We start from the raw sequence: 26978 nt of genomic DNA on the forward strand, positions 1-26978 counted from the left end.
CGCCAGGATCGGGTCGCGGTACGGGCTGTCCGGCAGCGACAACACCAGCGCCACCGCGATTCCGCCGCGCAGCCCAGCCCAGGTCAGGACGATCAGCGCGCTCGCCTTTCCGGTGCGCCCCATATGCATCAGCAGGGCAGGGGTCAGGCTGAACAGCCGGGCGGCCAGGGCCAGAGGAACCGCCAGCAGCGCCGCCAGCAGGACCGGCAGGGTCCAGGAGATGGCCATCGTCGCCTCCAGCCCCACCAGCAGGAACAGCAGGGCGTTCAGCACGGCGTCGATCATCGCCCACACCACGCGCAGGTCGCGGCGGCTCCTGTCACTGCTGACATGGCGTTCGGTCGTGTAGCCGATCAGCAGCCCCGCCACCACCACCGCGATGGGCCCGGACACGCCCAGTTGATTTGCCAGCGAATAAGTCCCCAGTGCCAGCGCCAGCGAGATCGTCAACTCCACCGTGCTCTCGTCGACCCGCCGCTTCGCCTGATAGGCGATCCAGCCGCCGGCGAAGCCAAGGGCCGCACCGCCTAAGGCCTCCTTCAGGAAGTCGAAGGCCACCTCGCCCGCGGTGAGGTTCTGCTCGCTGCCGGTGGCGAGATGCAGCAGGGTGACGAACGCCACCACCCCGACCCCGTCGTTGAACAGGCTTTCACCCGAGATCACCGAGCGCAGCGTGTCGGGAACCGGCAGCCGTTCCAGGATGCCGTGTACCGCCACCGGGTCGGTCGGGGCGATGGCCGCCCCCAGTACCAGGCACCAGATCAGCGGCATGCCGATGCCGACCAGCCCGAAGACGATCTGCAGCCCCACCCCCATCAGGGCGGTGAAGATCAGGACGCCGAGGGTCGCCAGCGCCAGCACCGTCCATTTCCGCTTCAGCAGGGCGCAGAGATCCTCGTTCACCGCCGTGGCATAGAGCAGCAGGCTGAGGATGCCGTCGAGCAGGATGTCCGGCAGGCTGATCTGTTCGATCAGGTGGCGCAGCCAGTTGCCGATGCCGAGTGTGGCCGCCATGCTGTCGGCGCCGCTGACCAGCAGGGCCAGGACCAGCCCCTCAAGGAACAGCGCGATGGTGCTCGGCAGCTTCAACCACCGGTAGTTGATGAAGCCGAAAACGGCCGCCAGGGTCAGCAGGATGGCGGAGAGGTCGAAGGGACCCAAGGACTTTCTCCGAAGAAGCGGCATGACAGGAACCTTTGCCCAGCGGTTGCCGGGTCAGCGCAAGAAACCGATGGCGCCTGCAATGATCTCGACAACATCTACGGGGGCCTTGGCGTCACGCCGGCATGACGAGTCAAGAAAACTACTCCCAAATGGCTACAGGCACTGGATTGCCACCCAACAGACGATTGAATATCCTCGCCCGATGATTCACGGAAAATCCCATATTTTTTATCGGAGCATTCGGCATCGGCGCGACGGATCGGCGCCGATCGATGTGAACGGTTTGTGGACAACACTCTCCCGGGTGTGCGGCGCATGATGGCCGACCGGGTCTGGGAGGATGCGGCCCGGCTTCGGCATGCCGGCAGCCTGGATATGAATGGCGAAGCCATCGAAGGCCGGGGCAGGCCGGCGCGCGCGCCGGACATCTTCACCGGTGGCGGGGAGATGGGCGCGCGGATGCGGGCGATGGACTGGTCCGCAACCTCCCTTGGCCCGGCGGAGGACTGGCCGCAATCGCTGCGCACCATCGTCAACCTGATGCTGACCTCCAGCTTCCCTATGTTCGCGGTCTGGGGGCCGGACCTGACCTTCCTCTACAACGACAGCTACCGACCGATCCTGGGCGACAAGCCGGAGGCGCTGGGCCGCCCCTTCGCCGAGGTGTGGGCCGACATCTGGGAGGATCTGGTCCCCCTGGTCGTGCGGGCGCTGGCCGGCGAGGCGACCTACCACGAGGACCGGCTGCTGGTGATGCAGCGGCACGGCTACCCGGAGGAGACCTATTTCACCTTCTCCTACAGCCCGGTCCGCGACGAGACCGACCGTGTCGCCGGCATGTTCTGCGCCTGCACCGAGAACACCGCGCGGGTGCTCGCCGAACGGCGGCTGACCTTCCAGCTCGATCTGGCGGAACGCCTGCGCGGGCTGAGCGACCCGGTCGGCGTCACCGCCGCCGCCGCCGAGGCGATCGGCCGCCACCTGGGGGTGGCGCGCGCCGGCTACGGCCGCATCGACCCCACCGGCACCACGATATCGGTGGAGCGGGACTGGAACGACACCGGGATGGCCAGCCTGTCCGGGCAGAGCCGCCTGCTCGACAGCTTCGGCCCGGCCGTGATCGCCGAACTGCGGGCCGGCTACACGCTGCGCGTCGACGATGTGACGACCGACCTGCGCACCGCCGGCAGCGGCCCGGCGGCGGCCTTCGCCGGCATCGGGGTGCGGTCGCTCCTGGTGGTGCCGCTGCTGAAGGCCGGCCAGCTGACCGCCATCCTCTACCTGCACGAGGCGAAGCCGCGCCATTGGACCGAGGCCGACGCCGCGCTGGCGGAGGATGTGGCCGAACGGACCTGGGCGGCGGTGGAGCGCGCGCTGGCCGAAGCGGCGCTGCGCGCCGCCAACCAGGCGCTGACGCGCGAACGCGCCGCAGTGGAGGCGGCCAACGCCCGGCTGGCGGCGGAGGGGGAGCGGCTGCGCACCCTGTTCCGGCAGGCTCCCAACTTCATGTGCGTGCTGCGCGGATCGGACCATGTCTTCGAACTGGCGAACGACACCTACCTGCAGTTGGTCGGGCGCGGCGATCTGGTCGACCGCCCCGCCCGCGAAGTCCTGCCGGAGGTGGAGGGCCAGGGCTTCTTCGAACTGCTCGACCGCGTCTACAGCTCCGGCGAGACCTTCGTTGGACGCAACATGCCGATCCGCTTCCAGCGCCGTCCGGGCGAACCGCTGGAGGAACGCTACCTCACCTTCGTCTACCAGCCGATCAAGGACGAGGCGGGACAGGTCACCGGCCTGTTCGTGGAGGGCAGCGACGTCACCGAGGCCAAGCGGGCGGAGGAGGAGCTGCAGCAGCTCAACGCCACGCTGGAAGCCCGCGTCGCCGAGGAGGTGGCGGAGCGCGAGCGCGTGCAGGTGGCGCTGCTGCAGACCCAGAAGACCGAGGCGCTGGGCCAGATGACCGGCGGCGTCGCCCATGACTTCAACAACCTGCTCCAGGCCCTGTCCGGCTGCCTGCACATGATCGAGAAGCGGGCGGAAGGGTCGCGCATCCAGCCGCTGGTCGATGCCGGCCGGCAGGCGGTGGACCGCGGCGCCAAGCTTGTGCAGCAACTGATGGCCTTCGCCCGCCGGCAGGCCCTGCGGCCGGAGCCGGTCGACCTGCGCGACCGCGTGCTCGGCATGTCGGAGCTGCTGAACCGGGCGCTGCGCGCCGACATCCGGCTGGAGATCGACTTCGCGAACGGGGTCTGGCCGGTGGAGGTGGACCCGACCCAGCTGGAGCTGGCCCTGCTGAACCTCGTGGTGAATGCGCGCGATGCGCTGCCGGACGGCGGCACCCTGACCATCCGCGCGGCCAACGCGGTGCTGGAGCCGGGAGACCCGCAGGCGCCGGACGGGCTGTCGGGCGAGTTCGTGCGGCTGACGGTCAGCGACACCGGCACCGGCATGCCGGCCGCGGTGCGGGCGCGCGCCTTCGATCCCTTCTTCACCACCAAGGAGATCGGCAAGGGCAGCGGGCTCGGCCTGTCGCAGGTCTACGGCTTCGCCCGCCATTCTGGCGGCACCGCCTGGATCGACAGCGAGGAGGGGCGCGGCACCACCGTCGGCCTGCTGATCCGCCGCTCCGGCACCGCCCCGCTGCTGGACGCCGAGCCGGCGGCCGAGGCGGCCGGCGCCACCCGCACCGGCGGCCATGTGCTGGTGGTGGAGGACGACCCGATCGTCGCCCTGACCGTCGCCACGGCGCTGGAGGATGCCGGCTTCACCATCACCCGCGCCGCCACCGCGGACGAGGCGCTGCCGCTGCTGGCGGCGGGCGAATTCGACCTGCTGTTCAGCGACGTGGTTATGCCCGGCAGCATGAGCGGCGTCGATCTGGCCCGCACCGTGCAGCGCCTCTACCCCAGCCTTCCGGTGGTGCTGGCGACCGGCTACAGCGAGGAGGTGGCCCGGGCCACCGGCGTGATGGTGCTGCCCAAGCCCTACCGCATCGAGCATCTGGTCGGGGTGCTGGATACGGTGCTGACCGAGGCCGGCCGGCCGCGCTCCGGCTTCGCTTAAGACACCATATCGTTTCAGACATTGAGCCAGATTAAGGACGCCTCCCCGGCCCGATGCTCTACTGTCGGGATCAACCAGGGAGGCACACCATGGCACCGCTGGCCGAAACAGGCTCTACCACCCAAACGCCCGCCCAAACGCCCGCCGTCACCCCGTGGCACGCGCTCGACGCCGCCGCCGCGGCCGACCGACTCGGCAGCCCGGACGAGGGGCTGAGTGGAGCGGAGGCGGCGGCACGGCTGGGGCGCTTCGGCCCGAACCGGCTGACCCCGCCGAAACGGCGGCCGGCCTGGCTGCGGTTCCTGGCGCAGTTCCACAATTTGCTGATCTATGTCCTGCTCGCCTCCGGTGCGGTGGCGCTGCTGATGCGGCACTGGACGGACGCAGGCGTGATCTTCGGCGTCGTGCTGGTCAACGCGCTGATCGGCTACATCCAGGAGGGCAAGGCCGAACAGGCGCTGGAGGCGATCCGCAACATGCTGTCGCCCCAGGCGGTGGCGATGCGCGACGGCCATGCCGTGACCCTGCCGGCGGAGGAGTTGGTGCCGGGCGACCGGGTGTTCCTCGCCTCGGGCGACCGGGTGCCGGCCGATCTGCGGCTGGAGCGCACGAAGGGACTGCTGGTGCAGGAGGCGGCGTTGACGGGCGAGTCCGTCCCCACCGCCAAGGCTTCCGCCCCCGTTGCCGCCGATGCGGCTCTGGGCGACCGCATCGGCATGGCCTATGCCGGCACGATGGTGGTCCAGGGGCAGGGCACCGGCATCGTGGTGGCGACCGGCGACGGGACGGAAATTGGACGCATCGGCAATCTGCTGGCGTCGGTGGCGTCGGTGGAAACGCCGCTGCTGCTGCAGATGGCGCGGTTCGGCCGCTGGCTGACCGGCGGCATCCTGCTGCTGGCGGCGATCACCTTCGCCTTCGGCCGGCTGGTGCATGGCGAGCCGTGGCAGGACATGGTGCTGGCGGCGGTTGGGCTGGCGGTGGCGGCGATCCCGGAAGGGCTGCCGGCGGTGATGACCATCACGCTGGCGGTGGGCGTGACCCGCATGGCCAAGCGCAACGCCATCATCCGCCATCTGCCGGCGGTGGAGACGCTGGGCTCCGTCGGCACCATCTGCACCGACAAGACCGGCACCCTGACCCGCAACGAGCTGCTGGTGCAGTGGGTGGTGACCGCCGACGGCACCTATCGCGTCGGCGGCAGCGGCTATGCGCCGGAGGGGGAGATCGCCCGCGACGGCCGCCTCGCCGACCCGGCGCGCGAGCCGGTGCTGCTGGATCTGGCCCGCGCCGCCCTGCTGTGCAACGACGCCGACCTGCACCGCAGTGCCGGCGGAGACTGGCAATTGGCCGGCGACCCGACCGACGGCGCGCTGCTGGCGCTCGCCATGAAGACGGGGCTGGAGCCGGCCGACGAGCTGGGCCGCTGCCCCCGCCGCGACGCCATTCCCTTTGAATCCGAACGCCAGTTCATGGCGACCCTGCACCACGACCATGCCGGTCACGGCATCCTGGTGGTGAAGGGCGCGCCGGAGCGCGTGCTGGCGCTGTGCGAACGCGAGCGGCGGGCCGGCGGCAGCGGGCCGCTGGACCGGGCGCGCTGGTCCACCCTGACCGCCGATCTGGCCGGCCAGGGGCAGCGGGTGCTGGCGCTGGCGATGCGCCGCACCTCCATCGACCTGTCGGAACTGATCGTCGACGACCTGGGGGACGAGGGGCTGGAGCTTCTGGGCCTGTGCGGCCTGATCGACCCGCCGCGGGAGGAGGCGCTGCGCGCCGTCGCCGCCTGCCGCGAGGCCGGGATCACGGTGAAGATGATCACCGGCGACCATGCCGCCACCGCCGCCGCCATCGGCCGGACCTTCGGCCTGCCCGACGGCGTCACCAGCGGGCCGGAACTGGACCGCCTGGACGAGGCCGGATTCGCCGCCGCCGCCCGCGCCAACAGCGTCTTCGCCCGCACCACGCCGGAGCACAAGCTGCGCCTGATCGCCGCGCTCCAGGCCACCGGCGGCACCGTCGCCATGACCGGCGACGGCGTCAACGACGCCCCGGCGCTGAAGCGTGCCGACGTCGGCGTCGCCATGGGCCGCAACGGCACCGAAGCGGCGAAGGAGGCGGCGGCGATGGTGCTGGCCGACGACAATTTCGCCTCCATCGTCCATGCGGTGGAGGAGGGACGCACCGTCTACGACAATCTGCGCAAGACCATCCTGTTCATGCTGCCGACCAACGGCGCCCAGGCGGCGGTGATTCTGGCGGCGGTCCTGTCCGGCACCATCCTGCCGATCACGCCGGTGCAGATCCTGTGGGTGAACATGGTGACGGCGGTGACGCTGGGTCTGGCGCTGGCCTTCGAGGCGCCGGAGCCGGGCGTCATGGCCCGCCCTCCCCGCCCGCGTGACGAGCCGATCCTGTCCGGCCCGCTGATCCGCCGGATGATGGTGGCGCTGGTCCTGCTGGTGGCCGCCAGCTTCGGCTTCTTCTATTTCCAGCGGATGCAGGGCGGCGGGATCGAGGTGGCGCGGACCATGGCGGTCAACGCCCTGGTGGTGGGCGAGATCTTCTTCCTGCTGAACGCCCGCGGGCTGCACGGCCGCGCCGGCCTGCTGGCGGGCATCGCCGGCAGCCGGCCCGTCTGGCTGTCCATCGCGCTGATGGCGGTCCTGCAGCTGGCCTTCACCTACGCCCCGCCGCTGCAGTCCCTGTTCGGCACCGCCCCCATCGGCGCCGGCGCCTGGGCCGCCATGATCGCCGCCGGGGCCCTGCTGTTCCTGCTGGTGGAGCTGGAGAAGCGGTTTTCAGAAGGCTGAGCCGCTCCGCGCCCCATGCATCCGCGCATACCATCCCTCCTGCCGTCTGGAGCCCGGCAAGGTTGCAGCTGAGTCAATATACTAGTATCCCAAGAAAGAAGCCGCCGTCAGTGCCGGCCCTCCCCTTCCGGACTCCCCTGCCCGATCATGACCCTGGCCTTCCACATGATGCCGCTTGTCGGCACGATCCTGCTCCTTGTCTCCCGCCGCGTCAGCCTGCTGACGGCCGGGCTGGCCGGCATGACGCTGGCGTTCGTGACGATGATCGCCGCGCAGGCCCCGCTCGCCGTGATGCCGGACATGGGCGTGCTGACCACGGCGGCGGCCAAGGCCGGCGAGGGGGCGTGGCTGGCGTGGCATGCCATGTCGATCATCGCCGCCGGCCTGCTGTTCCACCGCGCCTACGAGGCGCGCGGCATCCGCGCCGCCGCGGTCGCGCAGGAGAACCGCCGGCGCGCCGTCTTCGTCGCCTGTTTCCTGGTCGGCCCCTTCGCGGAATCGGTGACGGGGTTCGGCGTCGGTCTGGTGGTGGCGCTGGCCATGCTGCGCCATATGGGGTTGCCGCCGGTCCAGGCCGCCGCCCTCGGCCTGTTCAGTCAGGTGCTGGCGGCCTGGGGAGCCATGGGCGTCGGCACGCGGGTCGGGGCGGAGCTGATCGGCGTGTCCTTCACCGAGCTTGGAACGGCCAGCGCCCTGCTGATGGCGGTGGTGCTTCCCTGCCTGCTGCCGGTGTTCTGGGGACTGATCCACGCCTGCGGCCTGCGCTCCAGCTTGCGCGAGCGGGCGGGCGACGTCAGCCTCCTGCTCTGTCTGGCCGGGCTGATCTGGCTAACCAACCGCTTCGTCGCGCCGGAACTCGGCGGCGGGCTGGCGACGGGCGTGCTGCTGGTGCTGGTGGAGGGGCCGCGCCTGCTGCGCAGCGACGCCGGCTTCCGGGGGCTGATGGAGCGGCTGTGGCCCTATGTGCTGCTGATCGCGGCGCTGATGGCGACGCGTCTGCTGCCGCCGCTGTCGGACTGGACCGCGCGCTGGCTGGTGCTCGACCCGTTGGGCGGGCTGGCCCCGCTGGCCGTGCTGCGCCATCCCGCGACATGGCTGGTGGTGATCGCCGCCATCCTGCTGGCCGGGTTGCCGGCCGCCAAGTCGGGAGAGGTGGTGCGTGGCGCGCTCCGCGCGGCGCTGGTGCCGATGGCGGCCACGCTGGTCTTCGTCGAGTTCGCGACCTTCATGGCCGCGTCCGGCGGTGCCGCGATGTTCGGGCAGGCGTGGCGCGAGGTCGCCGGACGCTTCGCCGTGCTGGCGACCCCGGTCTTCGGCGGCGCCGCCGGCATGCTGACCGGCTCCAACACCGCGTCCAACGCCCTGATGATGCACATCCAGCTGAGCCTCGCCGCGGAGAGCGGCCTGCCGCCGATGCTGACCGCGGCGATCCAGACCGTTTCGGGGAGCATCTGCACCATGCTGACCCCCGGCCGCATCGTGCTCGCCGCCGGGCTCGTCGGGCTGCAGCAGGCGGAAGGCGCCATCTACCGCCGCGCCCTGCCGATCGGGCTGGCGACGATCCTGTCGCTGCTGGCCGTCGTCGTCCTGGTGGCCGGAGTCAAGGCCTGGGGACTGGCTTAGGTCCCGGCCTAACGCCGGATCATGTGTCCGATCCGCGGGATCCGGCCCAACCTGTTTCCGGTGACCGCGGGCGCGATGCCGGTCACCGAACAGGCGTGCCGGTAGGCCACCGCAAGCACGCCCATGGCAAAGGCCGGTTCCATCGGCCGGACCAGCATCTCATCGCAGGCGTAGCCTGACCCGAACACCTTCTTCCAGAACGCATCGTCGTCCAGGAACATGACATTCATGGCCCAGGCGCCGAACCGCCGCCGGGGTGCGCCCTGTTCGAAATAGACGATCTCGATAGTGTCGCGGCGCGTGTCCCGATAAATGCGGTCGAGTGTTTCGGTCACGTCGCGCCCCTGCCCTTCGAGCGACTGAAGGAACACGCCACCGCACTCCACCATGAAGCCGGTAACGCCGGATTTCCTGTTGTGTCTCGCCGCCTCAAGGCATAGCCGCTGGATGTCGAGGTAGGAGAGCAGCGTCGTCAACTGGCTTCGGAAGACAACCTGCAACATGCTCTCGTCTCCACCGGAGATGTCTGAACTATTGGGACACTGATATGATCTCTCCAAAATTAAGCCAAACACCAACAATGTCACCGCACAAAATGACCCACTGGCTTTCCGTGCATAACCTGACAACGGAAGACACAAATCTTCCTACCCTTTCGATCAATGGAGCGGCCGGCGGTTATTTGCATCCAGCCCCGCTTGAGACCGCTGGGCCAATCCCCATCTGGGTGTTTCCGGCCGGTCCCGCGGCACTCGCCCGTGCCGGTTCAGCTTGTGAAATGATCGGAAAAATCGGCCCGGTACCCTTGTTCTGAGCGATAGAATCCTCATTTGAGGCTGTGTCGGCGGTGACGCCGAGCGTTCCCAAAATCCTGGCCCGCAACCCTGGTCGGATACCCCGTGTCGATCTCCATCCCTGGGGCTCCACGGCAACTTCGGTGATCTCCTTGATCTAAGTTCTTCGGTTCGGCGCCTGCCCGTTCGGGCATGCCGACGCCCTCCTCTCCGGCCTGATGAAGAGCAGGCTGCCAGATTCCTCCGGGATCTCCTCCCCCGTGTCGGGCGCCGCCGGCCGGGCCGGAGAGGGCCTCTCCTATCCGCATCCTGTGGCGATGCACGCACTCCGGCAGCGTCGAATGCCGGATTTCGCAGCCTGCCCGCGCATCCGGCGCCGGGCCGACAAAGGAACCCTATGGGTACGCATCCGAATACCGAAACGAAAACCATCGAAACCCGCCGGTCCGGCCTGGGCCGTGCCCTTGTCCTCCACCCTGTCCTTCGCGGGACCGAGACCGACCGCAGCCCCGAAGCCTCGCTTGAGGAGGCGGTGGGACTGGCCGCGGCCATCGAACTTGAGGTGGCGCAGGCCGCCGTCGTCAAGGTCAACCAGCCGCGCCCGGCCACCCTGCTGGGCGGCGGCGCGATCGAGCAGTATGCCAAGCTGCTGGACGAGGCGCGGGAGGCGGGCGAGGCCATCGACCTCGTCATCGTCGACCATGCGCTGACCCCGGTGCAGCAGCGCAATCTGGAGAGGGCCTTCGGCGCGAAGGTCATCGACCGCACCGGCCTGATCCTGGAGATCTTCGGTGCCCGCGCCCGCACGCACGAAGGCCAGCTCCAGGTCGAACTGGCGTCGCTGTCCTACCAGAAGTCCCGGCTCGTCCGGTCCTGGACCCACTTGGAACGCCAGCGCGGCGGCTTCGGCTTCCTCGGCGGTCCCGGTGAATCGCAGCTGGAGCTCGACCGCCGGCTGATCGGCAACCGCATCGTCAAGATCAAGCGGGAGCTGGACGACGTCCGCCGCACCCGCGGCCTGCACCGCAAGGCGCGCGCCAAGGTGCCCTACCCCGTGGTGGCGCTGGTCGGCTACACCAATGCCGGCAAGTCCACCCTGTTCAACCGGATGGCCGGTGCCGACGTGTTCGCGAAGAACCTGCTGTTCGCGACGCTCGACCCGACCATGCGTCAGGTGGTGCTGCCGTCGGGGCGCAAGGTGATCCTGTCCGACACGGTCGGTTTCATCTCCGACCTGCCGACCCATCTTGTCGCGGCCTTCCGCGCCACGCTGGAGGAGGTGCAGTCAGCCGACATCATCCTGCATGTCCGCGACATCGCCCATCCCGACACCGAGGCCCAGAAGGCCGCCGTGGAGGCGATCCTGACCGATCTCGGCATCGATCCGGAGCGTGACCCCCGCGTGGTCGAGGTCTCCAACAAGATCGACCTGCTGGACGGGGCGGAGCTTGACGCCGTGCTCGCCCGCGCCGAACGCTCCGGCAACGCCTGTGCCGTTTCGGCGGCGACGGGGGACCGGCTGGACAGCCTGTTCCGCATCCTCGACAGCCGGATGACCGCCGGCCGCGAACTGGTGGAGCTGGATGTGGAGCATGGCGACGGGGCGACCCTCGCCTGGCTCTACGCCCATGGCGAGGTGGTTGGCCGCCGCGACGACGACAGCCATGCCCACCTGCAGGTGGCGATAGAACCGGCGGTGCTGGCCCGCATCGCCCCCCTCGCCCAGGCGCGCGCCGCCGCCTGACCGGGCATCTGGTGGGATGTGGGCTGGTGGGACGTGAGACGTCCCACATCGTTACGGAAAGCCGAAAACGAAACGGGCCATGTGGGACGTCCCACATGGCCCGTTTCGTTTGTCAGGAGAGTATCCTCATTCGGCCGGGGTGGCGACCATCGGAACCTCCAGGGCGCGGGCCTGGAACAGCTCCTTCCACTTCTTCAGGGCGGCGATCAGGATCACGAAGCCCAGCGTCAGCATGATGATGGAGATGCCGGCGTTGAAGGGGTTGTAGCCCTTGGCGGCCTTGTTCAGATAGACGTTGGCGATCATCCAGTAGCCGGCGACGTTCACCGTAACGAACAGGTAGGCCAGCGGGACCAGGCAGGTCAGCATATAGACCCGCTTCTGCGCCAGCCGCAGGATGATGGTGGCGCCGATGATGAGGCCGACCGAAGCCATCAGCTGGTTCGACACGCCGAACAGGGCCCAGACCGAGTTGATGTCACCGGAGGTCAGCAGATAGCCCCAGGCCACGCAGGCGATGACGCTGGCGATGATCGAACCGGGGACCCAGTCCAGCCGCTTCATCGGGGCATAGACGTCGCCCAGCAGGTCCTGGATCAGGTAACGGGCGACGCGGGTGCCGCTGTCAACGGCGGTCAGGATGAACACCGCCTCGAACATCACGACGAACTGGAAGAAGTAGGAGGCGAGGCTGTTGAACCACGGCACGCGGGTGAAGATCTCGGTCATGCCGACCGCCAGCGTCACCGCACCGCCGGTGCGGCCGTAGAGGTCGAGGCCGATTTCCTGGCTCAGCCGCGGCAGGTCGACGACGGTCATGCCCAGGGCCTTGAAGGCGGCCGGCGAGGAGTTGATGGCGAAATAGTCGGCCGGATGCAGCGAGGTCGCGGCGATCAGCGCCATGACGCCGACCAGGCATTCCGCCAGCATGCCGCCGAAGGCCACCGGACGGATGTCGCTCCACTTGTCGATCAGCTTGGGCGTGGTGCCCGACCCAATGAAGGCATGGAAGCCGGAGATGGCGCCGCAGGCGATGGTGATGGAGATGAAGGGCCAGACCGGGCCGTTCAGCACCGGGCCGCCGCCATGGATGAAGTCGGTCAGGGCGGGGAAGCGGATTTCCGGGTTGATGAAGACGACGCCGACGACCAGCGCGCCGAACACGCCGACCTTCATGAAGCTGGACAGATAGCCGCGCGGGGTCAGCAGCAGCCACACGGGCAGGGCGGTTGCGAAGAAGGCGTAGATGGGCAGGATGATGGCGACGGTCTCGGCATGCAGCGTCAGCCATTGGCCCAGCAGCGTGCCCTGGATATAGGGGCCGGCGAAGACCGAGGCGGCGATGGCGGCGATGCCGACCTGCGTGGCGCCCTTGGACGAGCCGGTGACCTTCTCGTAGAGGCCAAGCGCGATGGCGATCGGGATCGTCATGAACACCGCGAAGGCGCCCCAGGCGTTGCGCTCCAGCGCATGGACGACGACCATCGACAGGCCGGCCATGGTGATGGTGATGATGAACAGCATCGCCAGACCGGTGCACCAGCCGGCCACCGGGCCGAGTTCGGCCTTGGCGACCTCGGACAGCGACTGGCCCTTGTGCTTCATCGAGGCGAACAGCACGACGGTATCGTGCACCGCGCCGCCGATGACGCAGCCGATCAGCAGCCACAGGAAGCTCGGCAGATAGCCGAACTGGGCGGCCAGGACAGGGCCGACCAGCGGGCCGGCGGCGGCGATGGCGGCGAAATGCTGGCCGGCATTCACCCACTTCTTGGTGGGCACATAGTTCTTGCCGTCGGCCAGGATGTGGGACGGGGTGACTTCAGAATCGTCGGCACGAAGAACCTTGCGCACGAAGAACACGCCGTAGAAGCGGTAGCAGAGCGTAAGGATGCAGAGTGTCGCGATCACAAAGGTTAGAGCGTGATCCATGACGGCTCTCCTGAAAAGGACGTGCCATCGGTCTACGCCGCCTTCTGAGCCCCGTGGGGTGGAATGCCGCGAGCGGCAGTCAGGAGGTGCCGAGCGGCAGCCGGACGGGGGCGAGCGGCGCCGCTCAAGTCCCGATATCGCCGCTCGGCACCGTGATGCCGCCGTTCGCCGGGAATCGGCCCATTGCGCCGGGCCACGGCGTTAGTGTGGGACGTCCCACACTGCCGCACCTCGATCCAGGAGACTTCCCATGTCGACCCAGCCCGCCCCCTGCCCCCGCACGCCGCTGCGCAAGGCGCTGGCCAACCTGCGCCGGCTGTTCAACGACGATTCCTACGAGCGCTATCGCGAAGCGCAGGCCCGGCTGGCGCCGGACGAACCGCCGCTCGACCGCCGGAGCTTCAAGGCACGCCAGATCCTGATGACGCTGGGGCGGGGCTGCTGCGGCCGCTAGCGGCAGCATCGGTAGCAGAGTGGCCGATAGGGGGTGGCCGATAGGGGAGTTGTGCGAACGGCTGCCCCGGCGCTCCGAATAGGCCCGGGTCAGTTCCGCCCCGAACAGGAAGATGACGGCCGAATAATAGACCCACAGCAGGATCAGCACGAAGGATCCGGCCGCGCCATAGACCGTCACCACGCCGCTGGTGGCGATGTAGAAGCCGATCAGGAACTTGCCCACCGCGAACAGGAAGGCGTTGACCGCGGCGCCCAGCCACACGTCGGACCAGCGGATGCGCGTGTCCGGCAGGATCCGGTAAATCATCGCGAACAGCCCGGTCAGCACCGTCCAGGACACCACCATGTCGAACAGCCACAACAGCGACGGCATGGCCGGCAGGTAACCCGATGCCCAGGTGCCGACCGCCGCCAGGGCGGCGCTGACCACCAGCGAGACGATCAGCAGGAAGCCGATCGCCCCGATCAGCGCCAGCGCCTTCAGCCGCACCCGCACCAGCCATGTGATGGTCGATTCCTGCGGTGCCGCCACCTTCCAGATGCGGTTCAGCGCGGTCTGCAGCTCGACGAAGACGGTGGTGGCACCGACGATGATGGTGCCGATGCCGATGATGCTCGCCACGATGCCGGTCTCCCGCGCGCCGGCCCGTGCGATCAGGTCCTGCAGGGTCTGGCCGGCCTCCCGCCCGACCAGCGCCGACAGCTGATCGACCAGGGCGCCCCGCGCCGCCTCGTCGCCGAAGACCAGCCCGGTCAGCGCAATCACCAGGATCGCCAGCGGGGCCAGCGAAAAGATGGTGTAGAAGGCGATGGACGCGGCCATGCTCATCGCGTCGTCGTTGATCCAGCCATAGGCCGCGTCGAGGACAATCGCCCACCACCGTCGCAGATGCTCCATCACCACCCCCGGATCCCGCGTCACCGGTCAGGTAACACCGGCGGCGGCATTTCGGTTACGGGCGGCCCGAACGGGAACGGGCCGCCCGTAACCAGGCGGCCCGCTTTCAGATCAGGCTGTTCGAGTGGTCGGGCCGATCAGCCCAGCAGCCCGATATCGTCGTAGGGGATGTGGTCGAAGCCCTGCCCATAGACCGGCGAGTTCGCCGACAGGGTGAAATCGTCCGCGCCCGGATTGACGAAGCCCGGGTTCAGCGTCACCGAGCCCTTGTCGTAGCCGGCGGCATGCCACTCCGCCAGATTGCCCTTGCCGCCGCCGGCCATCACCTGCGGCCAGACGTCGAACAGATCCTTGGACGCATCCAGGTTGCTGTAGAAGTTGTCGTGGATGTTGCCGACCCCGGCCGGGCCGTAGATGTGGACGGCCATGCCCTCGTTGACGTCCACGACGTTGCCGGAAATGTCGTTGCCGCTCATCTCCTTGCCCTTCCAGCCGCCCCAGGCGACCGGCTGCTGCAGGCCGATCTGGGCGCCGCTGTTGCCGGCGATCACGTTCTCGGTGACCGTGTTCTCCCAACCGCCATGCAGGAACACGCCGCCGATGTTGTCGTGGACGACGTTGCCCTTCACCGTGGCGCCGCTGGTCCAGTCGTCGAGATAGATGCCCCAGCTGGCAACCTGACCCGACGGGTTGGTGGCGGTGGTGCCGGTCACCTCGTTGTTGACGATGGTGTGATCGGTCAGATCCTGCTGGCGGTTGATCAGATAGATGCCGCCGCCGTCGTTCGATTCCAGGTTGGCGTTGATGACCTTGTTGAAGGCGATGGTCGCGCGGTAGGTCGCGTCGCTGCCGTCCGTCTGGACCGAGCCGACGGCGATGGCCTTCTCCGGCGAGTCTTCGATCTGGTTGTGGGTGATCTTGACGTCGGAGCTGCCATTCACCCAGATGCCGGCGTCGCCGCGGTCGGCGGCGTTCGGATGCTTGATGAGGTTGTCGGACACCACCGTGGCGTCGGAGCCGGCCTTGACGAAGATCGCCTCGGCACCGGTGCGGTCGAACTGGTTGCCGACCACCTTGCTGTTGGCGCTGTTCTGGACCGTGACGCCATAGCCGCCGCCGGTGACGGTGTTGTTGGCGAAGGTCAGGCCGGCGGCGTTGTCGGCGAAAACGTAATGGCCGTTGGCGACGCCGCCGGTGAAGGTCAGCCCTTCGATGGTCACGTCCTTGGCGCCGCCCAGGCCGAAGGACACGGACGCCTGCGCGCCGCCATGGATCACCGCCTTCTCATTGCCATAGCCGGTGAAGGTCACGCCGGAATCCTGGCCGTCCAGCCAGATCGGGCTGTTCGGGTAGTAATCGCCGCCACGGATGTAGGTGGTGTCGATGTCGCTCGACCGCATCGCGGACTGCGCCTTCTGCAGCGAGGCGAAGGGGCCGTCGGTGCCGTCGGCATTCGGGGCGGCCAGCTTGCCCGACCAGCTGTCGTTGCCGTTCTTGGCGACGTAGAAGCCGGGGCCGCTCGGCTTCGGCACGCCCGGGGTGGGTTCGGTGGGCGTAGCGGGCTCGGTGGGGGTGGGCTCGACAGGAGTCGGTTCGGCGGGCGCCGCCACCTCGTCACCGGCGAAATAGCTCTTGCCGGCTTCGACGACCAGCGTGCCGTTCCACCACATCCCCTTTTGGCCGGCCACCACGTCGCGGCCGTCCAGCACGCCCTTGTCGTAGGTGACGATGTCGTCGGTCGGCAGGATCGATTTGCCGTTGATGGTGACCTCGTTGACGATCAGGTTGCGGTCCTTGCCGTTCACATAACCGTCATTGTCGTACTGGACCTGCACCTTGTGACCCTGGTCCCGTGCGACGTCCGTCTCGAAGACGAAGTCCTTGGCCGTGGTACCCGTGGTGCCCTCACCGATCTTCTTGCCGTCGACGAGCAGGGTGAAGTGCGCCTGTTCGGTGCCTTCGGCGGTCACGATGATGGTCGAGTTCCCGGAGGTCGTGGCCATTGATCCGTATCCTTAGCGGTTGCGATGCGGCGCCACGATGGTCGGACGGCTGGGGCATTAGTGAGGCATTTTTCCCGGATTCGTCGAATAGGTGGTAAAAGCTGTTACAATACTGCGATCAATGTCAAAGCTCTCCAAAGGTTCAATGAACCTATGAGAGAGATATTCCTGCAGAAGTATAGCGGTTTAACCCTTCCGGCATCTTTGACTTTGTTGATCGTGAAGCTGACGGACTGAAATTCACTGGCGGTATTGCTCGATGGTTCCGCCTCATCAATGCCGACACCTTTTTTCCGCTGTCCAGGCGCACTCCCTCATCGGCAATGGCCGCGGTTGGGCGAAAGATCGCATCGGCGTCGCGCCGCGGCATCTCCGCACAAGCCCATGCCTGAGGTTAAGAGACTTAAGTTCCGCACCCGCAACCTCCCTTGCTTTCACAGAGATCGTTTCGATCACGGCCAAGTAACAAGCTTGCCCATCTTTCCGCGATGCGACATCGCTGCACATCGACACCTCGGCGGAGACGGCAACAATCACCATCTGCGTCGGGCAAACAGGCATTTCCCCTTGTCCAGTGCTTGTTGCATGACGTTCTGTCCCATCATGGCGGCAGCGTGCCGACACTCTGCCGCCCGGGACGCGACCAGAAAGGGAGGCGTGGGGGAGAGATGCTGAACCGAATCATCAGGACGGGCACGATGGCCATGGCGATGGCCGCCGCGCTGCTGCTCCAGCCGGCGGTCGCCGCGGCCGGGGACAAGCCGCTGGTCATCGCCGCCGGACCGGAGCTGGGTGTCTATTTCCCGGTCGCGGCGGCCCTCAGACTGACGGTCATCGACGCCAAGATGATGGCGGAGGATCGGCTGTCGATCACCGCATCCGCCGGCTCCGTCGCCAACATCGACGGGCTGCGCAAGGGGCGCTACGACCTCGCCATCGTGCAGGAGGATGTTGCCGAGGACGCCTTCCGCGGCGCCGGCCCCTTCGCCGCGGTGGGCGGATGGGACGGCCTGCGTTCTGTCATGCGGTTCCACAAGGAAGCCCTGGTGCTGGTCGCCCGGCGCGACGCCAAGATCGCCAGGATCGCCGACCTGAAGGGCAAGCGCGTGGCCGCCGGTCCGGAAGGGTCGGGCTCCCGCCCGGCGGTGGACCGGATTCTGGCGAGCCTCGGCGCCGGCGACACCGTCAAGCGGATAGAGACCGGCAGCGACAACGGCATCCGCGCGCTCTGCAGGGGCGAGGTCGATGCCGCCTTCCTCGTCATCGGCCAGCCGAGCGCGCTGCTGATCGACGTGCTGCCGCGCTGCAAGACGCGTCTGGTCCCCATCGACGGCCCCGTCGCCACGGCGATCAGCCAGTCGATGCCGGCCTTCCAGCCGATGACCATTCCGGGCCGGCTCTATCCGTCGCAGCCCAAGGACGTGAAGACCCTGGGCGTCGATGCGGTCCTCGTGGCCCGCGCCGATGTCGATGACGACGCGGTGGCTGCCATGGTCGCCGCCGTCCGCGGCGACCTCTGGCTGTTCCGCAACCTGCACCCGGTCCTCTCCCCGATCACCGACGAGGACCTGCGCCCGGATACCGGCGGACTTCCGCTGCACAGCGGGGCGGCGCGCGCCTTCCGGCAGGCGGTCACCGTTTTCTGAACCGGCCGCACGGCAAAGGAAAAGGCCCCTCCCGGTCGGGGAGGGGCCTTTCCGCATCACGGTACCGCGGACCGACGAAGCGTCAGGTCATGCTGCGCAGCTCCTCCGAGCGGGTGGAGCGCGAGGCGGCGTAGTGGTCCTTTGCCAGCAGGGTGTAGACCGCCGGCAGGACGAACAGGGTGAACAGCGTGCCGATCAGCATGCCGGCCACGATGACGAGGCCGATGGAGAAGCGGCTGGCGGCACCGGCACCCGCCGCGGTCAGCAGCGGCAGCAGGCCCACCACCATCGCCGCGGTGGTCATCAGGATCGGGCGCAGGCGGACGCGGGCCGCATGCTCGATCGCGGTGCGGCGGTCCACGCCTTCGTTCAGCTGCATCTCGCGGGCGAACTCCACCAGCAGGATGCCGTGCTTGGAGATCAGGCCGATCAGCGTCACCAGACCCACCTGGGTGTAGATGTTCATGGTGGCCAGCCCGAAGAACAGCGGCAACAGCGCGCCGCAGATCGACATCGGCACCGACACCAGGATCACCAGAGGGTCGCGCAGGGATTCGAATTGCGCCGCCAGCACCAGATAGATCACCACCAGCGCGAAGGCGAAGGTGACCATCAGCTGGTTGCCCTCCGTCACGAACTGACGCGATTCCGACAGGTAGGCATGGTTGAAGCCGGCCGGCAGCTGGGTGCGCGCCTGCTCCTCCAGGAAGTCGACGACCTGACCCATGGAGACGCCCGGCATCGGCACGGCGGAGAAGGTGGCCGACGGCAGCTGGTTGTACTTGTTCAGCGCGTTGGGCTCCACCCCCGTTTCCACCGACACCACGGTGGACAGCGGGATCTGGGCGCCGGAACCTGAGGTGACGTAATAGCCGGTCAGCGATTCCGGCGTCAGGCGGTCGGCCCGTGGCACCTGCGGAATGACCTCGTAGGAGCGGCCGTTCAGGTTGAAGCGGTTGACGTAGTTGCCGCCGACCAGCACCGACAGCGTGCTCGACACCGACTGCATGGTCAGGCCGAGGTCGGCCGCCTTGGCGCGGTCGATCTTCAGCCGGACGACCGGGCTGTCATATTGCAGGTCGCTGTCGGTGATGATGAACATGCCGCTCTTGGTGGCTGCGTCCTTGATCCTCTCGATGGCGTCGTAGATGGTCCGGTAATCGCCGGGGCTGGAGATCACCATCTGGACCGGCAGGCCGCCGGTGGAACCGGGCAGGGCAGGGGGCGACACCAGGAACACGTTGATGCCCGTCACCTTGCTCAGCTCGGCCTGGGCCAGCGGCTGCAACTCCTTGGCCGACCGCTCGCGCTCGCCCCACGGCTTCAGGATCATGCCGGCGAAGCCCTGGTTCAGGGTCGGCATGCCGGTCAGGACGAAGCGGGTGTCGGTTTCGGGGAAGCTGGCGAAGGTCTCGTCGATCTGCTTCCCGAAGCTGTCGATATAGTCGAGGTTGGCGTATTGCGGCGCCTTGGAGATACCGAACAGGATGCCCTGGTCTTCTTCCGGCGCCAGTTCCGCCATGGTGTTGGCGAACAGGTAGCCGACGCTGGCCAGGATGCCGACCGCGAACAGCAGCGTGGCCGCCCGGTAGTCCAGCGTGCCGTGCAGCCGCCGCTCGTACCAGTCCGCCAGCTTTTCGAACTGGCGGTCGAGGAAGGCGGCGAAACGGCCCTGGGATCCGCCTTCCTTCAGGATGACCGAGCACATCATCGGCGACAGCGTCAGCGCCACCACGCCCGACACGATCACCGATGCGGCCAGCGTGAAGGCGAATTCGCGGAACAGCGCGCCGGTCAGGCCGCCCAGCAGGCCGATGGGCGCATAGACCGCCGCCAGGGTGATGGTCATGGAGATGACCGGCCCGATGATCTCCCGCGCGCCGATCAGCGATGCGGCGACCGCCGATTTTCCGTGCTCGATATGCCGGTGGATGTTCTCCACCACGACGATGGCGTCGTCCACGACGAGACCGATGGCGAGCACCATCGCCAGCAGCGTCAGCAGGTTCAATGAGAAGCCCAGCGCCAGCATGAAGGTGGCGGCGCCGACGATGGACAGCGGGATGGTGACGATCGGGATCAGCACCGACCGGAAGGATCCCAGGAACAGGAAGATGACGACGATGACGATGGCGACCGCCTCGACCAGCGTCTTCACCACCTCGTCGATGGACGCCTGGATGAAGCGGGTGCTGTCATAGACGATCTCCATCTTCATGCCCGGCGGCAGGTTGCGCCGCAGGTCCGGCTCCATCTTGCGGATGTCGGCGACGATGTTCAGCGGGTTGCCGGTCGGGGTGCTGTCGACGCCGATGAAGATCGCCTGCTGCCCGTTCATCGCCACGCTGGCGTCGAAGCTGCGGGAACTGAGTTCGACCGTGGCGATGTCGCGCATGCGCACCAGCGCCCCGTCCTTCGCCTTCACCACCATGTCGCGGAACTGCTCGACGTCGGTCAGGCCGGTGTTGGCGGTGACGTTGGAGATGACGAAGACGCCCTTGGTCTGGCCGGGCGCCGACTGGTAGTTGTTGGCCGTGACCGCGGCCGACACGTCGGCCGGCGAGATCCCGCGCGCCGCCATCTTCACCGGATCCAGCCACAGGCGCATGGCGAAGGTCTGGCCGCCCAGGATCTGGGCGCGCGCCACGCCGTCCACGGTGGACAGCACCGGCTGCACGACGCGGGTCAGATAGTCGGAGATCGCCGCCCCGGACAGGTCGGGGCTGGAGAAGCCCATGTAGAGGATCGAGGTCGTCTCGCCGGTCGATTTCAGGATGACCGGGTCGTTGGCCTCGCGCGGAAGCTGGTACTTCACCTGCTGCACCTTCGCCATCACGTCGGTCATCGCGACGTTGGGATCGAAGTTCAGCCGGACATAGGCGGTGACGACGCTCTGCCCCTGGGTGGAGGAGGACGTCAGATAGTCGAGCCCCTCGGCCGAGGACACCGCCTGTTCGATCGGCGTGGCGATGAAGCCCTGCATCAGTTCGGGCGAGGCGCCGGGATAGCTCGTGGTCACGGTGATGACCGTGTTCTGCAGCTGCGGATACTGCCGGATCGGCAGCTCCAGCATCGCGCGGGCCCCGACCAGCAGGATCAGCAGGCTGACCACGACGGACAGGATGGGCCGGCGGATGAAGATGTCGGTGAAATTGCCCATGGCGTCGGCCTCAGTTCTGCGGCAGGGACTGCGGCGGGGTCAGCGGGTTGTTCTCGGCCGGGACGACGGCGGCGCCGTTGGCGAGCTTCAGCTGGCCCGACACCACGACGCGGTCGCCGGGGTTGATGCCGCTGCGGATCTCCACCCGGTTGGCCAGACGGTCGCCGGTCTTCACCGCCTTGCGCTCCACCACCAGCTGCTCCTTGCCGTCCGGGGTCTTCTGCGACGACGCCACGAACACGGAATCGCCGTAGACGGTGTAGTCCACCGCGGTTTCCGGCACGGTCAGGGTGTTGGGCTGCGGCGGCAGGACGACGCGGACGTTGGCGAACATGCCCGGCCGCAGCAGGCGTTCGCGGTTGTCCATGGTCGCCTGCACCTTCACCGCGCGGGTCTCGGCGCTGACCTGCGGCTCGATGGTGGTGATCTTGGCCCCGAAATCGCGGCCGGGCAGGGCGTCGACATTGATCAGCACGTCCTGGCCGACCGACAGCTTGGGGAAGGCCTGCTCCGGCAGGGTGAAGTTGATGTAGAGCTGTGACAGGTCGGTCAGCGTGACGATGGTGGCGCCGGGATTGACATAGTCGCCGACGTTCACCTGCCGGATGCCGAGGTCGCCGTCGAACGGCGCCTTGATCAGCTTCTGGCCGATCAGGGCGGTCGTGCGCTTCATGTTGGCGTTGATCTCGTCGAGCTGCGCCTGATACTGGTCGACGTTGCTCTGGGGCGTGGCCTGGCTGCGGCGCAGGTCGCGGTAGCGTTCCAGGTTCAGCTCCGCCAGACGCGCCTGGGCGCGCTGGGCCAGCAGGTCGGCCTGCTCGGTGGCGTCGTTCAGCTGCACCAGCGGGTCGCCGGCCTTAACGCGGGCACCCGATTCGAAGGGGATGCGGTCCACCCGGCCCGCGACCTCGGGCGCCACCGTCACCTGACGCGCCGCCTGCAGCGTGCCGATGGCGGACAGGTATTTCGGCACGGTCTGCACCGTCGCCTCCGCCAGCGCCACCGGGGTGGGCGGCGGCTTGTTGTTGGCGAAGAAGTCGGCGATGGCCTTGGCGCGGAAGGTATTGAAGCCGTACAGCGCCGCCCCCAGCAGCCCCAGCACCACCAGCATGATGATGATGCGCACGGTCAGCCTCCCGCGGGTGACGGGCTTGCGCGGCGGACGGGGCGGGGGCGGCGGGGTGCCGTGGCCCGGCTCCGACGCCGGATGCCCGAACGACGTCTCGGTCTTTGGCGAATGATCCAGGGTCACGATCGGCTACTCCGCTCTCTCGGGTGTGGAATCGTCATTTCTTGTTCCGCCTTCCGGCGGTGGTGGGGAGACTGGAAAATCAGATGACCGCAGCGCTCCTGCTCGGCAATGGCCTCGTCGCGCAAGCCAAGCCCACGCAGGATGAACCATGCGGTTCGCCGCGCAAGCTCCGGACGGCCGCAGCTGTAGGGAACCACCGTGCCGCCGGACAGGCAGACGGTCGCCATCATCTCGCACAGGTGCTCGGCGAGCCAGAGCCCGCTCTCCGCGTCGATGGGGCCCGGCACCAGATCGCCGGCGGCGATGGCGGCATCGATGGAGGCGGTGAAGCAGGGCAGGAACCGGCTGCGGATTCCCTCATAGACCTGCCGCATGAACTCGCCGTCCTCCAGCAGGCTGATGATCGACAGGCGCTGGCGGGCCCGCTCGCTGGGATCGGCTGGAACCTGCATCACGAAATAGCCGACCAGCCCCTGGATCATCTGCACCAGCGTCGCGGTGCCCGGCGGCAGCGCGATCAGCCGCTCATATTCCGGGTCGCCGTCGACGCAGCTGAGGAAAATCGCCTCGTAGAGCGAGGCCTTGGACGGGAAATGCTTGAAGATCAGACCTTCGGACACGCCGGCGGCCTGCGCGATCTCCTTGGTGGTGGTCGCGGCGAAACCCTTGCGCGCGAAAAGCGGCAAGGCGGCATCGACGATGGCCCGCCGCCGCGCGCGGCTGTCCAGGCGTGGAGCCATGGGCTGCTGTCTTTCAAAAACTGGATACGTTCAGGGAAGTGAGCGCACACTCACCTCGACTGGGCGGTTTGTACACCGGCCCGATGCGCTTGTCCATCCGCTGCGCGTCGTTGCGCTCAGGCCGATTGGGTTTGGACCAGAGCGATCACCTTCGGTTTCAAAGCCCCGCAAGGGGAGAGGGGCTTCATTAGACCACCCGCGCAGCCTCACCCCATGCCCAGCCGTTCCTTCAGCGCCCCCAGGAAGCGGCGGCTGACCGGCACGGTGTGGCCGCCGGTGGTCAGGATCTCCGCCAGACCGCCGTCGACGAAATGGATTTCGCGGATGCGCTCCGGATTCACCAGGAATTGCCGGTGGCAGCGGAACAGCTGGCTCTTTTCCTGGATGGTGTGCAGGGTCAGTTCGGTAAAGCGCTCCTGCCCGTCCTCCCCCACCACATAGACGCCGGCCGGGCGGGAGACGACATACTCCACATCCGCCAGCTTCATCAGGGTGATGCGGTTCACCCCGGTGCAGGGGATGTGGCGCAGTTCGGCCGCTCCCGGCAGGACGCCGACCTCCTGCGGGGCATGCTGGCGGCGCAGCCGCTGCAGGGTCTTGGCCAGCCGCGCCGGGTCGGCCGGCTTCAGCAGATAGTCGAAGGCATGTTCCTCGAAGGCCTTGACGGCATACTCGTCATGGGCGGTCAGGAAGACGATGCGCGGCATGCGCTCGGGGTCGAGCATGCTCAGCATCTCCAGCCCGCTGACCCGCGGCATCTGGATGTCCAGGAACACCACGTCCGGCGCCTGCCGGTTGATGGCGCCGATGGCCTCGATGGCGTTGGCGCATTCGCCGACGACGCGGATGTCGGCAGCCTCCTCCAGCATCCGGCGCAGTTCCTCCCGCGCCAGCGGCTCGTCGTCGACGATCAGGATGTTCATCATGGGAGGACGATCTGGCAGTGGGCCGTCATGCGGGCACGGTCTCTTCGATGGGCAGGGGCAGGCGCAGGGTGACGCGGGTGAAGACGTCGGGGTCGCAGGCGATGGAGACGCCATACGCCTCGCCATAGCGGTTGCGGATGCGGCGGTCGACGATGGTCATGCCCAGCCCGTCGCCGCCCGGCTTGGCCTCGTACAGTCCGGCATTGTCCTCCACCGACAGCAGCAGGTCGCCGCCCTCCCGCCGCGCCGCGATGCGGACACGGCCGTCGTCCAGCAACTGCGCCGTGCCGTGCTTGATCGCGTTCTCCACCATCGGCTGGAGCGAGAAGGCCGGCATCGCCGCATGGCGCAGGTCGTCCGGCACGTCGATCTCCACCGCCAGCCGGCCGCTGAAGCGCGCCAGCTCGATCTGCAGATAGGCGCTGACATGCTCCACCTCGTCGGCCAGGGTCGCCGTCTCGCTGGGTCGCTTCAGGTTCTTGCGGAAGAAGGTGGACAGGTTCTGCACCAGCTGGCGCGCCCGTTCCGGATCGTTGCGGATGACGGCGGAAATGGTGTTCAGCGCGTTGAACAGGAAATGCGGGTTCACCTGCGCATGCAGCAGCTTGATCTCCGACTGCGCCAGCAGGGCCTTCTGCTGCTCGTAGCGGCCGGCCAGGATCTGGTTGGACAGCAGGCGGGCGACGCCCTCGCCCAGCGTCCGGTTGATGGTGGAGAAGATCTTGGTCTTCGGCTCGTACAGCTTGATCGTGCCGATCACCCCGCCGTCCTCGCCCACCAGCGGGATGACCAGCGCCGCCCCCAGCCGGCAGGTCGGGCTGATCGAGCAGCGATAGGCGACCTCGTTGCCGTCGGCATAGATCACCTGGTTGTTGGCGATGGCCTGATGGGTCTGGCGCGAGCTGATCGGCGTGCCGGGCAGGTGATGGTCGTCGCCGATGCCGATGAAGGCCAGCAGCTTCTCCCGGTCGGTGATGGCGACCGCGCCGACGCCGGTCTCCTCATAGATGATGCGGGCGACGCGGGTGCTGTTCTCGCTGTTGAAGCCGCCGCGCAGCACGCCGTCGCAGCGCGCGGCGATCTTCAGCGCCTTGGCGGAAAAGGCGCTGGACTGCTTCTCGTCCAGGACGCGCCGCTCCAGCAGGATGCGCATGAACAGCGCCGCCCCCAGCGTGTTGGCGACGATCATCGGGGCGGCGACCACCTCGACCAGATGCACCGCCGCCTCGAACGGCCGGGCCACCGCCAGGATGATGAGCATCTGCACCACCTCCGCGATGAAGGTGACGGCGCCGACGCGCAGCGGGTTGAACAGCGGCTCGATCCGGCCTTGGCGCACCATGTGGCGGTGGACCAGACCGCCGATCAGCCCCTCCGCCATGGTGGAGATGGCGCAGGCCAGCGCCGACATGCCGCCCAGCGAATAGCGATGCATGCCGCCGGTCAGCCCGACCGCCAGCCCCACCGACGGCCCGCCGAAGATGCCGCCCAGCACCGCGCCGATGGCCCGGGTGTTGGCGATGCTGTCGTCGATGTGCAGGCCGAAGTAAGTGCCCATGATGCAGAAGATCGAGAAGATCACGTAGCAGGCCAGCTTGTGCGGCCAGCGCACCGTCACATGGGTCAGCGGCAGGAACAGCGGCGTCCGGCTCAGCAGATAGGCGATCACCAGATAGACGCACATCTGCTGAAGCAGGGAGAGGATCAGGGTGAAGGGTTCGACAGGCATGGCGGCATTCCCGGCAGCCGCCGCGGACATCGGGCGCTGCTCGGCCGCCATCCTACATCAGCATGCCGTCCCCGCCGATGGGACATCCTTGCATCTCTGGCAGCGGGGAGCGGCGTCACCGCCGATGCGAAGCCGGATGCAAAAGCGCCAACGAGGGCGTGACCGCGCCGCGCATCGCCGCCTCCCATTCCGTCATGGTGACGAAGCGATATCCCTGCCGCTCTCCCTCTTCCAGAATCGCCGGCAGGGCCGCGACCGTGGCGGCCTTCGTGCTGTGCATCAGCACGACCGCCCCGGGCGCCAGCCGCTCGACCACGCGGCGGCGGATGATGTCGGGACCGGTGTCCTTCCAGTCCTGGCTGTCGGCGGTCCACAGCACCGTCGCCATGCCATGGCTGCGCGCCAGATGCGCCAGCGCGTCGTCGACATCGCCGTAGGGCGGCCGGAACCAGGTTGCCGTCACCCCGACGGAGGCCAGCGCCGCTTCCGCCTGCGCCAGATTCCACTCGCGCTGGGCCGGCTTGAGGTCGGTGGTCATCGGGTGGGTCTGGGTGTGGCTGCCGACCTCGTTGCCCGACGCCGCGACCAGCCGGGCGATGTCGCGGTGGGCCGGGATCTTGGCGCCGATGTAGAAGAAGGTCGCCTTCGCCCCATGGGCCCGCAGGATGTCGAGGATGCGCGGGTCGTTGGCGTCCGGCCCGTCGTCGATGGTCAGCGCCACCACCCTGGTCCCCGGCAGCGTCGGATCCACCTGCTCGAGGTCGAGGTCCGACCCCGGGATCAGATGCGCCGTCACGAAGGGAGCGGCGCCATGGGTGGCGGCATAGCTGCGCGGTCCAGCCACGGCTGAGCCGGGCAACGTGGAGACGGGCAGTGCCGCCACCAGCCCCAGCAGAAGGACGGCGCGGCGGAGAAGGGTCATCATCGCAAGGCACGCAGCGGAAGGTCGGCGCCCCTCTACTCCTTATAAAGGGGTAGGGCGGGCTTGGTGCGCGAGCTTTGCTCCCGGCGGCGACGATGGACAAGCGATTTCTT

15 protein-coding genes and 1 pseudogene are annotated in these 26978 nt (G+C 67.9%); 5 read left to right on the forward strand and 11 right to left on the reverse strand.

Features of this window, described 5'->3' with window-relative positions; translation table 11 throughout:
- A pseudogene (locus AB8P05_RS30545) lies at positions 1-1185 on the reverse strand (cation:proton antiporter); the annotation flags it as partial.
- Positions 1186-1449: 264 nt separating this feature from the next.
- Between AB8P05_RS30545 and AB8P05_RS30550 the strand changes: the two are divergent.
- From AB8P05_RS30550 to AB8P05_RS30560, 3 genes are all read left to right on the forward strand, one after another.
- Positions 1450-4227, forward strand: a complete 2778-nt coding sequence (locus tag AB8P05_RS30550) for an ATP-binding protein (protein WP_472761730.1) — start codon at positions 1450-1452, stop codon at positions 4225-4227.
- Positions 4228-4316: 89 nt separating this feature from the next.
- Positions 4317-7040 carry an HAD-IC family P-type ATPase gene (locus tag AB8P05_RS30555; protein ID WP_472761731.1) on the forward strand — a complete coding sequence of 908 codons (2724 nt, stop codon included), beginning with the start codon at positions 4317-4319 and terminating at the stop codon, positions 7038-7040.
- Positions 7041-7187: 147 nt separating this feature from the next.
- Positions 7188-8663: an L-lactate permease gene (locus tag AB8P05_RS30560; protein ID WP_472761732.1), complete on the forward strand. Its 1476-nt coding sequence runs from the start codon at positions 7188-7190 to the stop codon at positions 8661-8663.
- Positions 8664-8671: 8 nt separating this feature from the next.
- Here AB8P05_RS30560 and AB8P05_RS30565 read toward each other — a convergent pair whose 3' ends face one another.
- Entirely contained in the window at positions 8672-9166 is a 495-nt protein-coding gene (locus AB8P05_RS30565) for a BLUF domain-containing protein (RefSeq protein WP_472761733.1), read from the reverse strand.
- 688 nt (positions 9167-9854) lie between these two features.
- Here AB8P05_RS30565 and hflX point away from each other — a divergent pair.
- Positions 9855-11201 (forward strand): GTPase HflX, encoded by a 1347-nt coding sequence (gene hflX / locus AB8P05_RS30570; protein ID WP_472761734.1) that lies wholly within the window; start codon positions 9855-9857, stop codon positions 11199-11201.
- A 126-nt stretch (positions 11202-11327) separates the two neighbouring features.
- Here the strand turns inward: hflX and AB8P05_RS30575 are convergent, their stop codons facing one another.
- The 3 genes from AB8P05_RS30575 to AB8P05_RS30585 form a co-directional block, all read right to left on the reverse strand.
- Positions 11328-13133: a carbon starvation CstA family protein gene (locus tag AB8P05_RS30575; RefSeq protein WP_472761735.1), complete on the reverse strand. Its 1806-nt coding sequence runs from the start codon at positions 13131-13133 to the stop codon at positions 11328-11330.
- Positions 13134-13257: 124 nt separating this feature from the next.
- Positions 13258-14511: a YihY/virulence factor BrkB family protein gene (locus AB8P05_RS30580; protein ID WP_472761736.1), complete on the reverse strand. Its 1254-nt coding sequence runs from the start codon at positions 14509-14511 to the stop codon at positions 13258-13260.
- A gap of 113 nt (positions 14512-14624) precedes the next feature.
- Positions 14625-16490 (reverse strand): right-handed parallel beta-helix repeat-containing protein, encoded by a 1866-nt coding sequence (locus tag AB8P05_RS30585; RefSeq protein WP_472761737.1) that lies wholly within the window; start codon positions 16488-16490, stop codon positions 14625-14627.
- Between the two features lie 668 nt (positions 16491-17158).
- On the opposite strand from AB8P05_RS30585, the gene AB8P05_RS30590 reads away from it, so the two are divergent.
- Positions 17159-18136: a TAXI family TRAP transporter solute-binding subunit gene (locus AB8P05_RS30590; RefSeq protein WP_472761738.1), complete on the forward strand. Its 978-nt coding sequence runs from the start codon at positions 17159-17161 to the stop codon at positions 18134-18136.
- Between the two features lie 82 nt (positions 18137-18218).
- Here AB8P05_RS30590 and AB8P05_RS30595 read toward each other — a convergent pair whose 3' ends face one another.
- The 6 genes from AB8P05_RS30595 to AB8P05_RS30620 form a co-directional block, all read right to left on the reverse strand.
- The gene (locus tag AB8P05_RS30595) at positions 18219-21296 is read right to left on the reverse strand and encodes a multidrug efflux RND transporter permease subunit (protein WP_455175795.1); all 3078 of its coding nucleotides are present in this window, start codon (positions 21294-21296) and stop codon (positions 18219-18221) included.
- A gap of 10 nt (positions 21297-21306) precedes the next feature.
- Positions 21307-22548: an efflux RND transporter periplasmic adaptor subunit gene (locus tag AB8P05_RS30600; RefSeq protein ID WP_472761739.1), complete on the reverse strand. Its 1242-nt coding sequence runs from the start codon at positions 22546-22548 to the stop codon at positions 21307-21309.
- Positions 22545-23288 (reverse strand): TetR/AcrR family transcriptional regulator, encoded by a 744-nt coding sequence (locus tag AB8P05_RS30605; RefSeq protein ID WP_472761740.1) that lies wholly within the window; start codon positions 23286-23288, stop codon positions 22545-22547. The genes AB8P05_RS30600 and AB8P05_RS30605 overlap by 4 nt, the downstream gene beginning before the upstream one ends.
- Before the next feature lie 206 nt (positions 23289-23494).
- Positions 23495-24214, reverse strand: coding sequence for a two-component system response regulator BtsR (gene btsR, locus AB8P05_RS30610; protein WP_472761741.1), 720 nt, complete (start codon positions 24212-24214; stop codon positions 23495-23497).
- Positions 24215-24239: 25 nt separating this feature from the next.
- The gene (locus tag AB8P05_RS30615; RefSeq protein WP_472761742.1) at positions 24240-25943 is read right to left on the reverse strand and encodes a LytS/YhcK type 5TM receptor domain-containing protein; all 1704 of its coding nucleotides are present in this window, start codon (positions 25941-25943) and stop codon (positions 24240-24242) included.
- 115 nt (positions 25944-26058) lie between these two features.
- A complete protein-coding gene (locus AB8P05_RS30620) occupies positions 26059-26868 on the reverse strand; it encodes a polysaccharide deacetylase family protein (RefSeq protein WP_472761743.1) in 810 nt (269 codons plus the stop codon).
- Between the last annotated feature and the right edge of the window lie 110 nt (positions 26869-26978).

This window comes from Azospirillum sp. VT-I1, assembly GCF_055698305.1.